The organism is Streptomyces sp. NPDC005898, assembly GCF_040629635.1.
In the GTDB taxonomy this organism is placed as follows: domain Bacteria; phylum Actinomycetota; class Actinomycetes; order Streptomycetales; family Streptomycetaceae; genus Streptomyces.
Window position 1 is genome coordinate 15946 of sequence record NZ_JBEXWC010000032.1, and the last position, 11681, is coordinate 27626.

The following is an 11681-nucleotide window of genomic DNA, read 5'->3' on the forward strand; positions in this document are numbered from 1 at the left end:
GACGTGGAGGCACCCGCAACATGAAGCACGCCAACTTGGGACGCTCGGGGCTGGTCGTCGGGCGCCTGGGCCTCGGCACCATGAACTTCGGTACCCACACCCCGGAGCCCGAGGCGCACGCCATCATGAACCTGGCGCTCGACAAGGGCGTGAACCTCTTCGACACCGCCAACACCTACGGCGCGCGGCTGGGCGAGGGGATCACGGAGCAGATCATCGGCAACTGGCTCGCCGAGGACCCCGCCCGCCGCGACCGGATCGTGCTGGCCACCAAGGTCTACGGGATGATGGGCCGCAGGCCCAACTCCGGCCGGCTGTCCGCCTTCCACGTCAGGAAGGCGTGCGAGGACTCGCTGCGCCGGCTCCGGACCGACCACATCGACCTGTTCCAGGTGCACCACGTCGACCGGACCACACCGTGGGAGGAGACCTGGCAGGCACTGGACCTGCTGAGGACCCAGGGCAAGGTCACCTACATCGGTACCTCCAACTTCGCCGGCTGGCACCTGACCAGGGCCCAGGAGCACGCCCGGCAGCACCACACGCCTGGCCCGGTCAGCGAGCAGTCCGTCTACAACCTCCTGGAACGCACCGTCGAGCTCGAAGTGCTGCCCGCCTGCCGCGAGTACGGCATCGGCCTGCTCCCCTACAGCCCGCTGCAGGGCGGTCTGCTGGGCGGGGCGGTCCGCCGCGGCGCCGGCGGTGGTCGCGCGGCGGAGCCCGCGTCGGGCAAGCGGCTCAAGCGGCACCACGAGCGGATCGCGGCGTACGAGAAGTGGTGCGCCGACCAGGGGCTGCCGCCCGCCCAAGTGGCCCTGGCCTGGCTGTTGCACCAGCCGGGCGTCACCGCGCCGATCCTTGGCCCGCGCGTGGCCGAGCAGCTCGACCAGGGACTCGCGGCGCTGAAGATCTCCCTGGAGAAGAGCCAGCTCAAGGACCTCGACGGGCTTTTCCCCGGGCCCGGCGGACCTGCCCCTGAGGCGTACGCCTGGTGAGTGTGCCCGTGGCGGGGCGTGGGCCCGACGCGGGGCGCCGCCCCGCGCTGTCAGCGGTGCTCGGCGGGGCTGCTGTCCACCGTCCGGCCGGATTCGGTCGGACGGCCCTCCTGCGCGGGCGGCAGCATCCGCTCGGCGAGCAGGAGCGCGAACGAGGCGACGGTCAGCAGCCCGCCCACCAGGAACGTGGCCCGCACGCCCCAGGCGGGCAGGACGAGGCCGCCCAGCAGTGCCCCGCCCGCGATCCCGAGGTTGTAGGCACCGGAGTTGGCCGCCAGGGCGATCTCGGTACGGCCGGGCGCGAAGCGCAGCATCTGGTTCTGCGTGGCCATGAACACCGGGCCCAGTGAGCCGCCCAGCAGCACCAGGGACGCGACGGCTCCGGCCTGGGCGCCGCCGAACGCGTACAGGCCCAGCATGCCGGTCGCCTGGGTGACCACCGGCAGGGCCAGCGTGCCGCGCGGGTACCGGTCCAGGAGCGGCCCCGCGACCGTCACACCGACCACGCCCGAGATACCGGAGACCATGAGCAGGGCGCTGACGGAGGTGTCGGAGAAGTCGCTCACGTCACCCAGGAACTTCACGAGGTACGTGTAGCCGGCGAACGCGCCCGTGACGGACAGGGCGGTGGTCGCCAGCACGAGCTTGAACCGCCGCTTGTCGGGGGCCGAACCGTAGGCGGCGTGGCCCTCCTCCGGACGGGACGTCGGGAGGAGAAGGGCAATCGTGACGAGCGAGACGAGCCCCAGCCCGGCCAGCACGACCAGCGGGACCTGCCAGGCGCTCTGCTGGCCCAGCCAGGTGCCGAGCGGGACGCCCAGCACCAGGGCCAGCGAACCGGCCACCGACAGCACCCCGATCACCCGCCCCCGCACCGCCGGGGCGAACAGGCCGACCGCCACCGGCCCCATCACCGCCCAGAACAGCGCCTGGGCGAGCGCGGTCACCAGCCGGGCGGCCATCAGCAGCCAGTAGCTGGAGCCCAGGGCCGAGACCAGGCTGGACAGGACGAGCGCGGCCAGCAGCACGGTGAGCACATGGCGGCGCGGCATGGAGCGGGTGACGTGCGCGAGGGGCAGGGAGACCAGGGCGACGGTCAGTCCATAGGCGGTGACCAGGTAGCCCACGGCCGAGAGGGACACCCGCACGTCGTCCGAGATGAGCTTGAGCAGCCCGATCGGCAGGTTCTCCGTGGTGTTGAAGGTGAACGCGGCCAGCATCAGGGCCACGAGCACCGCCAGCCTGTGCCGACGCGCCGCCGGTGCCGTTGCCATGCAGCCTCTTCCCGCTCGCCCGCTTGTCGATCACACTCCGCCTGAACATACGCACAACTCCCGTGCGCGGTGAACTGCTTGAGGCCACTTTGGCCGAGAAGCCCTGCTGCGGGGGTGAAGCACTCGTTGAGCACGGCGGCGACGCCGGGGGGGTTCTGGGCCTCGCCGACCAGGGCACGGCGTTCCCCCGATTCGGGCATGCTGTCGATACGGCACGTGCCGCGCCGTATCGACATGCGGGGGGTACGGCCGACGGCGCCGAGGCGGTCCCCGACCACGGCATCGTCGGCGGCAACCCACCCGTACGCCGACAGTCCCGACCACCCCCTCTCCGGGAAGAGCCACCAGCATGCCCACTGCGACCGACCGAACTCCCTTCACCGACTGGCTCCACCGCCATGCCATCCCGCTCAGCCACCTCGACCCGGCCGCACCCCTGGACGACCTGGAACCGCTGCGGGCAGTCCTCGACGGTGTCCGCGTGGTCGCCCTGGGCGAGCACTCCCACTTCATCGACGAGTTCGCCGCGCTGCGCGGGCGCATCCTGCGCTTCCTCGTCGAACGCTGCGGCTTCACCGTCCTGGCCTTCGAGTACGGATTCAGCGAAGCCATCCCCCTCGACGCCTGGGTCCAAGGCCACGGAGCCGACGACGCCCTCTCCGCGCTGCTGGCATCGTCGGTCCCCATCGGGCTCCCGGAGCCCCTGCGCTTCCTCCGCCGGCACAACCGCTCCGCCGCGACACCGGTCCGCTTCGCGGGGATCGACGTCCCGGCCGCCGGCGGGTCGTTGCTCCCCGCCCTGGACCCCGTGGCCGACTACCTCCGCCGGATCGACCCGGAGAGCCTGCCCGCGGTGCGGGGCGCGATCACGATCGCCGCCTCCTTCGCCGGTGACTCCGCAGCCGCGGCAGCACCCGCGTGGGCGCGCCTGACCACCGCCGAGCAGGACACCCTCACCGCACTCCTGGCACGGCTGCACGTCCGGTTCCGTGCCCTGAGACCGCTGTACCTCTCCCGTGGAGACCAGCACGGCTACGACACCGCCCTGCGATGCCTGGAAGCCGCCTGCCACGGCGACTACACATTCCGTGCCATGGCCGCCCTCTTCGCCGGAGAGGGTCTCACCGCCGACACCTCCGCCCGTGACTCTTACATGGCCGAATCACTCCTGTGGCACCTGGACCGGCTCCCCCGCGCGGCCCGCGTCGTCCTGGTTGCCCACAACGCCCACATCCAGAAGACCCCGATCGTCTTCGACGGCCACCTCACGGGTTTCCCCATGGGGCAGCACCTGCACGACGCCCTCGGGGACAGCTACTTCGCCCTCGGCCTGACCAGCGTCACGGGGCGAACGGCCGAGATGCGCCGCGACGAAGAGGCTTCCTTCGGGTTCAGCATCCACGACACCCCGCTGGAGCCGGCCGTGCCCGGAAGCATCGAAGCGGCCTTCGCCGACACCGGCCTCGGACTCTCCGTCGCCGATCTCCGTCCCGCCCGGGCAGCGGAACTGACCGGCCCCGACCACATCCGGATGCAGAGCATCTACCAGCGCACCCCGGTCATCGACGCGTTCGATGGCATCCTCAGCGCCCCCACCTCGTCCCCCACCACCCTGGAGAAGCCATGAGCCCGGCGCCGCCGAAATGTCCTCGGCGGCGATTCTCATCAACCAGCTCCGCGGGAAGATCGGCGTGATGTTCGGCTCTCCGGAGACGACGACCGGTGGCCGGGTGCTGAAGTTCTACGCCTCGGTGCGCATGGACATCCGCCGTATCGAGACCCTGAAGGACGGCACGGACGCGGTCAGGACGCCGATCGCCGCGGGCACGTCCGTGCTCGCGGCGATCGGCGTCCTGACGCGCCGGGCGGCCGGTCTCAGACGTCGCGGCTCACCCGGCTCAGACCGTCTTGCTGAGGCGGTCGGCCAGCAGGGCCGCGAAGCGGGCCGGGTCGGCCAGGTCGCCGCCCTCGGCGAGCAGCGCGGTGCCGTACAGCAGCTCGGCCGTCCCCTTCAGCTCCGGGTCGTCGGGCCGCTTGTCATGTGCTGCCTTGACCGCGCTGACCAGCGGGTGCTTCGGGTTCAGCTCAAGGATGCGCTTGACGGACGGAAGGTCCTGCCCCATCGCCTTGTACATCTTCTCCAGGGCCGGCGTGAGGCCGTCGGTGTCGCTGACCAGGCACGCCGGTGAGCTGGTGAGCCGGGTCGTCAGGCGCACCTGCTTGACGTCGTCGAGCGTCTCGTTGAGCCAGGCCAGCACGGCCTCGTACTGCCCCGCCTCCTCCGGCGACGGCTCCTCCTCGGAGGGCAGGTCCACCTCGCCGCGGGTGATGGACTGGAACTCCTTGCCCTCGTGGTCGTGGACGGCCTCGACCCAGATCTCGTCCACCCGGTCGGTGAGCAGCAGGACCTCGTACCCCTTGGCCCGGAACGCCTCCATGTGCGGGGAGTTCTCGACCTGGGCGCGGCTCTCGCCGGTCATGAAGTAGATCTTGTCCTGGCCCTCGGGCATCCGGGCGAGGTAGTCGGCCAGGGTGGTGGGCTCCTCGCCGGCGGTGGAGGCGAAGGAGGCGATGTCGAGGATCGCCTTGTGGTCCTCCGCCCGGTCCAGGAGTCCCTCCTTGACGGCGGGCCCGAACTCGCGCCAGAAGGTGCGGTACTTGTCGGCGTCCTTGGCCATCAGGTCCTTGATGGACGCCAGGATCTTCTTGGCCAGGCGGCGGCGGATGAGCTGGATGTGCCGGTCCTGCTGGAGGATCTCGCGGGAGATGTTCAGCGACAGGTCGGCGGCGTCCACGACGCCCTTGACGAAGCGCAGGTAATCGGGCAGGAGTTCGCGGCTGTCGTCCAGGATGAACACGCGCTTGACGTACAGCTGGAGGCCGTGGCGGGCGTCCCGCTGGTAGAGGTCGTGCGGGGCCCGCGACGGCAGGAACAGCAGGGCCTCGTACTCGAAGGTGCCCTCGGCCCGCATCTGGATGATGTCGAGCGGGTCCGTCCAGTCATGGCTGATGTGCCGGTAGAACTCCCGGTACTCGTCCTCGCTCACCTCGGAGCGCGGGCGGGCCCAGAGCGCCTTCATCGAATTGAGGGTGCTCTCCCCCATCCGGACGGGGAAGGAGATGAAGTCCGAGTACCGCTTGACGATCTCCCGGATCTTCGCCTCGTCGGTGTAGTCGTAGAGCGCGTCCTCCTCGTCGGCGGGGCGCAGGTGCACGCGGACCGAGGTGCCCTCGGGGGCGTCCTCGACGGTCTCGATCGTGTACGTGCCGTCGCCGTCCGACGCCCAGCGCACGCCCGTCTGTTCACCGGCCTTGCGGGTGAGCAGGGTGACCTTGTCGGCGACCATGAACACGGAGTAGAAACCGACGCCGAACTGGCCGATCAGCTCGGCCGACTGCTTGTTCTCCTTGTTCTCCCGGAGCCGGCGGAGCGTCTCCGCCGTGCCGGATCTGGCGATGGTGCCGATCAGTCCCACGACCTCGTCGCGCGTCATGCCGATGCCGTTGTCCCGCACGGTCAGCGTGCGGGCCTCCTTGTCGGCCTCGATCTCGATGTGCGGGTCGTCCGCCTTGAGGCTGTCGTCCTTCAGGCCGGCCAGGCGCCGCTTGTCCAGGGCGTCAGAGGCGTTGGAGATGAGTTCGCGCAGGAAGATGTCCTTGTTCGAGTAGATCGAGTGGACCATCAGTTCCAACAACTGCCGCGCCTCGGCCTGAAACTCCAGCGTCTCGGTACTCATGACTTCCCTTCTGGTCGGTTGGTGGCTCTGCCGAACATGATCGGAATACATGATCGGAATGGACAGCGATCAGTATGCGACCGGGACGCGCACAGCCGCCAGCACGGGCAGGTGGTCCGTGGCCGCGCGCAGGTCCTGTTCGCGAACCCCGGTAAGGCCCATCGGCACTCCGCACCCCAGCACCCGCACCCCCGGTGTGGCGAAGACGGCGTCGATGCGCTGCAACGGGTCGCCCAGCCGGGTGGTGTGCTCGCGCCCCCACGGCTGCGTCGCCCAGCCGTCCTGGAGGGCGTGGCTGAGCAGACCGAAGGTGCGGCCGTCGGGCCGGTCGTTGAAGTCGCCGCCGACGACGGCGTGGGGCTCCTTGAGGGCGGACAGCCGCTCCAGGAGCATCTGCCCCTGCGCGTAGCGCTCGTCGTCGTCGATGCTCAGGTGGCAGCTCAGGACGCCGAGGCGGGCCCGGCCGAACCGCAGCACGGCGGTCGAGAAGCCACGCTGGTGCAGACCCGGGGTGCGGGGCAGCAGCACGTCTTCGGCGCGCTCCACGTGGGCACGGAGCGAGGAGAGAATCATCGGCCCGGAGGCGGTGGCACCGCCCGCCACGTACACGAGCCCGCTATTTCGCGCGAGACGGGTGGCGGCCTTGCGCCAGCGGAAGAACCGTGGTGCCTCTTGGACGCAGACGACGTCGGGCCGGCAGGCCCGGATCACCCGGGCGAGGGCGGTGACGTCGTCACGCATGGAGCGGACGTTGTAGCTGAGCACGCGCACGACCGCGCTTCCGTCTCGCTCCGTCGTCGCATCAGGCAGATCCCGCACGCTGTTCCTCTCCTGGGCACTCTCCTCACCGTCTCATTCTCGCCCCGTCCTGTACGCCCGCCCGCCCCGGCCTCCGGGATTGCCGGCGGTTCAAGCGGTGCTCTCGTGCCGCTGGTGGTGCTGTTCGTTGATGCGGCGGGCCTCCTCCAGCTGGTCCTCCAGGACGATGATGCGGCAGGCCGCTTCTATGGGGGTGCCCTGATCGACGAACTCCCGGGCCCGGGCGGCGATGCGCAGCTGGTAGCGGGAGAAGCGGCGGTGGCCGCCTTTGGAGCGCAGGGGGGTGATCAGGCGGTGCTCGCCGAGGGCGCGGAGGAAGGCGGGCTTGACGCCGAGCATGTCGGCGGCCCGGCCCATGGTGTACGCCGGATAGTCGTCGTCATCGAGATGGTCGACGGGACGGAGACTGGCTGGGTCCATAGAACCTTCTTCTTTCGGGACAACTTTCGGGAGACGTTTCGAAGGACGTTCGGGAGACGTTTCAGGGACGCGCCGAGGGGCCCGGGCGCCGTACTGGCACCCGGGCCCCGAGTTTCCTCATCATCCACCGGCTTGCCTCAGCCGGCCTTCGTTTTCCGCTGCCCTGCGCCTGGGGGGTAGGCGAGGCACCGGACCTTCCTTGACCTGCTCGCCCGGCAGTTCGTCCCTGCCGGGCCCTCTTCGACTTCCTGGCTACGAAGAAGACACTAACCTGCGCGCAGCACGATGTCTACTCCCGTGAGAGCAGATTTCCTCTCGTACGAGGGTCTGGATCGTCGACTCTCCGTCCCTGCGCGGGAAGCCGGTTCCCCAGGCAGCGTGCGGTGACCGCCGTCCAGGCCGTCAGGGCGAGCCAGGCCAGGGGGTGAGGTGAGAGAGGGAAGGCCTTGCCGCCTTCGACGGCGGTGATCTCGGTGGTCGCCGTGGCGTACATGCCCAGGGGGAAGACGATGGTCCACAGCGCGGGCTCGTAGGTGAGCGGGATACGGTGGCGCAGGTGACGCCAGATGCCCGCGGCCAGGAGCAGGGGGATCAGGAGGGTGGCCCAGGCCCACAGGGCGAGGACCGCGACGGCCAGGAAGGCACGGGCGGCGCCGGGCAGCAGGTCGCCATGGGCGAGGAGTCGGGCGCCGGCCAGGGTGCTGATGGCGGCGGCGCCCATGGTGACCCAGTAGGCGGGGGTCAACTCCGCGGCCGGGGGCGGTTGGTGGCGCAGGCGCCGGACGACCAGCGCGAGGGTGGCCGCGTACAGGAGTGAGCCGGCGCTCCAGAGCACGAGCGCGAGGGTGAGGACAGCGTGATCGGGGTGCGGGCCGGTCAGGGCGAGGCCCAGCGCTTGCAGCCCTACGGTGGCCAGGAACCAGCTGCCGTCGGCCCGCCGCACCACCGCGCGCGGGCCGGGCGTCTCCTGACCGCCCCCGGTCCCGCTCCCGGCGATGGCGCGCTCCTCGGCTCCGGGGGCGGCCCGGACGAAGCTCCGCCCGACGGCCCGGGCCAGCAGCAGCCACACGAGTGCCGCGAGGAACAGGAGAACGTGGGCCGCGTACCGGAGCGGGCCGGCGCCGAGCCGCGTGGCGAGGACGCCACTGGCCGCGACCAGGGTGAAGTGCCCGAACAGCCGCGCGGGATCCCGGAGTTCGGCCCGCAGAGTCGCGCGGTGGCATCGGGCCTTGAGCGCGGTGCCGGTCAGGAGCACCAGGTACGACGCCACGGCGATGGCGAACAGCACGCGGGACACGTTGGGGGCTCCCGCCTGCGCCACGGCTCGGGAGACGATGCCGGTGGCCATCACCGGGGCGAAGCACGCGGGCGGCAGGCGCCGGCACCGGTCGAGCAGTTCTTCCCGCATCAGCGGCGGACGAGGGGCTTTCGCCCGGTCTGGCGCCGTGGGGGCCGGAGGTCGTGGCCGTGGGCGGCCGACACGTGACGGGCTCCGCGCGAGCGGTAGACGACGTAGGGGCGCACCAGGTAACCCAACGGCACGGTGAAGGCGTGGACCAGGCGGCTGAAGGGCCACAGGGCGAACAGGGCCATGCCGAGGAGCGCGTGGACCTGGTAGGTGAGGGGGGCGTGTGCCATGGCGGGCACGTCCGGGTCGAGGGTGAACAGGGAGCGGAACCACACCGAGACGCCGAGGCGGTAGTCGTAGGGGTGGGGCCGCAGCGTGGTGGCGGTGGCCGTCAGGCCGGCCAGGACGACACAGATGAGGATCGGGTAGACGGCCCGGTCGCTGCGGCTGGTCGCGGCCCGGACGGCGGGTACCCGCAGCCGCCGGAAGAGGAGGATCGCGAGGCCGGCGAGGGTGGCGAGGCCGGCGGTGCCGCCGACGAGGAGGGCGTTGGCGTGGTAGAGCCACTCGTGGACGCGCACCCGCTCGGTGAGCGATTCGGGGACGAGCAGACCGATGGCGTGCCCGGCGGCGACGAAGAGGATTCCGTAGTGGAACAGCGGCCCGCCGACGCGCAGCAGCCGGCTCTCGTGCAGCTGGCTGGAGCGGGTGGTGAAGCCGAACCGGTCGTAATGGTGGCGCCAGGCGGTGCCGGTGACGAGGACCGCGAGGGCGAGGTAGGGCAGGACGCCCCACAGGGTGGTCTGCAGGTGGTTCACCGGGAGGTCTCCTCCGCGTGCGGGGCGTCCGTTGGCCGTTGGGGGAAGGGAAGGAGGCCGACCGCCTCGGTGGGAGGGCCGCCGCGGGCCAGGCGCAGGGCCGCCTCCCGGGTGGCCGGGCCGGGGCCGGGCAGCGTGTGGCAGACGGCTTCGACGATGTCGGCGTACGGGCTGTGGTGGTCGGTCAGGGCGAGGCGCAGCAGTTCCAGGCCGGGCCGGTGTTCGGCGAGCAGGCGGGTGCCGGCCTGCGGGGCGCGGGCGGCGAACTCCAGCATCAGGGGCAGGAAGTCGGGCAGTTCGTCCTCGGGCGACTGCCAGCCGTGGTCGCGGTAGAGCGCCTTCAGGCGGGCGAGGTTCGTGCCGCGTCTGCGGGTGTCGCCGTCGGTGTAGTACGTCAGGTAGAGGCAGCGGCGCCGGCTGCGGTCGAACGTCGTGACGTACCGGGCGGCGAGCGTGAGCGGCGCCGTGTCGCGGACCGTGGCGCAGAACCGCAGCAGGAGGGCGACGTCGGGGCCGGGCAGCGGCTCCAGGGCCGCGGTCACGGCGTCCAGCCGCTCGGGCCAGCGCGTGTCGGGGTAGCCGAGGAGCAGCGCGGCGGCCTGGTGGACGGCGGGGCCGCTCACCGTGCCGTGCCCTCGTCGTGCGGGAAGAGGCCCTCGGGGCGCCCTCTGCCGTTCCAGTTCAGGAGGTTGACGCGGCCGCGCAGTGAGGCGCCGGCGTGTTCGGGTGCCCGGTCGCCGTCCTCGTCGGCCGCTCCCCCGCCGTCCCCCGCGAAGGGTCCGTGGAAGGCGTCCGCGTCGTACATCCCGGGGCCGCCGGGGCCGTCGAGGCCGCACCCCGCGTCCGGCGCGTCGGCATCGATGTCGCCCGGCAGGGGGGCGGTGTAGCTGGTGGGGATGACGTACCGCTCGTCGTACTTGGCGAGGGCGAGGAGCCGGTACATGCCGAGGATGCCTTCGGCGTCCATGCCGACGGCGCGGGCGATGGCCGGGTCCTGCGCCTCGCCGAGGTTGACGCGCCGCATGTGGGAGCGCATCGCGGCGAGGCGGCACAGCGCGGCCTCCACCGGGGCCGGGTCGCCCGCGGTGAAGAGCCCGGCGAGGTACTCCACGGGGATGCGCAGGGAGTCGATCGCCGCGAAGAGTTTCGCCGGGTCCTCCCCGTCGTGCCCGGTGGCGGTCAGGGACTCCACGACCGGGGACAGCGGCGGGACGTACCAGACCATGGGCATGGTGCGGTACTCGGGATGCAGCGGCAGGGCCACCTTGTAGCGGCTGATCAGGGCGTGCACCGGGGAGCGCCGGGCGGCGCTCACCCAGTCGTGCGGGATGCCGGCCTGTTCGGCCGCGCGGCGCACGGCGGGGTCCTCGGGGTCGAGGAAGCAGTCGAGCTGGGCCTGGTAGAGGTCCTTCTCCTCGGGCGTGGCCGCCGCCTCGCCCACTTTGTCCGCGTCGTAGAGGATGACGCCGAGGTAGCGCAGCCGCCCCACGCACGTCTCGGAGCAGACGGTGGGCTGGCCCGCCTCGATGCGCGGGTAGCACAGCGTGCACTTCTCGGCCTTGCCGCTCCGGTGGTTGAAGTAGACCTTCTTGTACGGGCAGCCGGTCACGCACATCCGCCAGCCGCGGCAGCGGTCCTGGTCGACGAGGACGATGCCGTCCTCGACGCGCTTGTACAGGGCGCCGGAGGGGCACACTGCGACGCAGGACGGGTTCAGGCAGTGCTCGCAGATCCGCGGCAGGTAGAACATGAACGCCTGCTCGTACTCGAGCCGCACCTGCTCGTTCATCTGCTGGAGGATCGGGTCGCCGGCGAGGTGCCCGGGCCCGCCGCCGAGGTCGTCGTCCCAGTTGGGACCCCAGGTCACCGCGGTGGGTTCGCCGTCGATCAGGGACCGGGGCGGCGCGGTGGGCACGTCGTCGCCGAGCGGCGCGGAGATGAGGTTGTCGTAGTCGTACGTCCACGGCTCGTAGTAGTCCGCGAGGGCCGGCAGTTCGGGGTTGGCGAACAGGCGGGCCAGGCGCCGGGCGCGGCCGCCGCTGCGCGGCACCAGGCGGCCGTGTTTGAGGCGCCAGCCGCCCCGCCACTTGTCCTGGTCCTCGTAGGCGCGGGGGTAGCCCTGGCCCGGGCGGGTCTCGACGTTGTTGAACCACACGTATTCGGTGCCGGACCGGTTGGTCCAGGTCTGCTTGCAGGTGACCGAACAGGTGTGGCAGCCGATGCACTTGTCGAGGTTCATCACCATCGCGACCTGTGCCATCACGCGCATG

The 11681-nt window shown here is 71.3% G+C and carries 10 protein-coding genes and 1 pseudogene; 3 read left to right on the forward strand and 8 right to left on the reverse strand.

The annotated features are described in order from the left end of the window. Positions 1 to 20: 20 nt before the first annotated feature. Positions 21 to 995, forward strand: a complete 975-nt coding sequence (locus ABZ385_RS29850; RefSeq protein WP_358913867.1) for an aldo/keto reductase — start codon at positions 21 to 23, stop codon at positions 993 to 995. Between the two features lie 50 nt (positions 996 to 1045). On the opposite strand, the gene ABZ385_RS29855 is transcribed toward ABZ385_RS29850, so the two are convergent. Then, complete coding sequence (locus ABZ385_RS29855) at positions 1046 to 2269, reverse strand: MFS transporter (RefSeq protein WP_358913868.1); 1224 nt, start codon at positions 2267 to 2269, stop codon at positions 1046 to 1048. Between the two features lie 349 nt (positions 2270 to 2618). On the opposite strand from ABZ385_RS29855, the gene ABZ385_RS29860 reads away from it, so the two are divergent. Further along, on the forward strand, positions 2619 to 3896 hold the full coding sequence (locus ABZ385_RS29860) for an erythromycin esterase family protein (protein WP_358700131.1): 1278 nt from the start codon (positions 2619 to 2621) through the stop codon (positions 3894 to 3896). 28 nt (positions 3897 to 3924) lie between these two features. Continuing rightward, positions 3925 to 4074, forward strand: a pseudogene (locus ABZ385_RS29865) (DNA recombination/repair protein RecA); the annotation flags it as partial. A gap of 93 nt (positions 4075 to 4167) precedes the next feature. Here ABZ385_RS29865 and htpG read toward each other — a convergent pair. From htpG to narH, 7 genes are all read right to left on the reverse strand, one after another. Continuing rightward, positions 4168 to 6006, reverse strand: a complete 1839-nt coding sequence (htpG, locus tag ABZ385_RS29870; RefSeq protein ID WP_358582086.1) for a molecular chaperone HtpG — start codon at positions 6004 to 6006, stop codon at positions 4168 to 4170. 69 nt (positions 6007 to 6075) lie between these two features. Next, positions 6076 to 6825: an endonuclease/exonuclease/phosphatase family protein gene (locus tag ABZ385_RS29875; protein ID WP_358582084.1), complete on the reverse strand. Its 750-nt coding sequence runs from the start codon at positions 6823 to 6825 to the stop codon at positions 6076 to 6078. Between the two features lie 90 nt (positions 6826 to 6915). Continuing rightward, positions 6916 to 7245, reverse strand: coding sequence for a MerR family transcriptional regulator (locus tag ABZ385_RS29880; protein ID WP_358582082.1), 330 nt, complete (start codon positions 7243 to 7245; stop codon positions 6916 to 6918). 289 nt (positions 7246 to 7534) lie between these two features. Further along, the gene (locus ABZ385_RS29885) at positions 7535 to 8653 is read right to left on the reverse strand and encodes a tellurite resistance/C4-dicarboxylate transporter family protein (protein ID WP_358913869.1); all 1119 of its coding nucleotides are present in this window, start codon (positions 8651 to 8653) and stop codon (positions 7535 to 7537) included. Further along, positions 8653 to 9411 (reverse strand): respiratory nitrate reductase subunit gamma, encoded by a 759-nt coding sequence (gene narI, locus ABZ385_RS29890; protein ID WP_358913870.1) that lies wholly within the window; start codon positions 9409 to 9411, stop codon positions 8653 to 8655. The genes ABZ385_RS29885 and narI overlap by 1 nt, the downstream gene beginning before the upstream one ends. After that, positions 9408 to 10034 carry a nitrate reductase molybdenum cofactor assembly chaperone gene (gene narJ / locus ABZ385_RS29895; RefSeq protein ID WP_358913871.1) on the reverse strand — a complete coding sequence of 209 codons (627 nt, stop codon included), beginning with the start codon at positions 10032 to 10034 and terminating at the stop codon, positions 9408 to 9410. The genes narI and narJ overlap by 4 nt, the downstream gene beginning before the upstream one ends. After that, the gene (gene narH, locus ABZ385_RS29900) at positions 10031 to 11680 is read right to left on the reverse strand and encodes a nitrate reductase subunit beta (protein ID WP_358582072.1); all 1650 of its coding nucleotides are present in this window, start codon (positions 11678 to 11680) and stop codon (positions 10031 to 10033) included. Before narH ends, narJ begins: the two co-directional genes overlap by 4 nt. Position 11681: the final 1 nt, after the last annotated feature.

Excerpts from the sequence above, each read along its gene's own strand:
- ABZ385_RS29850 (WP_358913867.1), top strand. The coding sequence starts at position 21 with ATGAAGCACGCCAACTTGGGACGCTCGGGGCTGGTCGTCGGGCGCCTG.
- ABZ385_RS29855 (WP_358913868.1), bottom strand. The coding sequence starts at position 2,269 with ATGGCAACGGCACCGGCGGCGCGTCGGCACAGGCTGGCGGTGCTCGTG.
- ABZ385_RS29860 (WP_358700131.1), top strand. The coding sequence starts at position 2,619 with ATGCCCACTGCGACCGACCGAACTCCCTTCACCGACTGGCTCCACCGC.
- htpG (WP_358582086.1), bottom strand. The coding sequence starts at position 6,006 with ATGAGTACCGAGACGCTGGAGTTTCAGGCCGAGGCGCGGCAGTTGTTG.
- ABZ385_RS29880 (WP_358582082.1), bottom strand. The coding sequence starts at position 7,245 with ATGGACCCAGCCAGTCTCCGTCCCGTCGACCATCTCGATGACGACGAC.
- ABZ385_RS29885 (WP_358913869.1), bottom strand. The coding sequence starts at position 8,653 with ATGCGGGAAGAACTGCTCGACCGGTGCCGGCGCCTGCCGCCCGCGTGC.
- narH (WP_358582072.1), bottom strand. The coding sequence starts at position 11,680 with ATGCGCGTGATGGCACAGGTCGCGATGGTGATGAACCTCGACAAGTGC.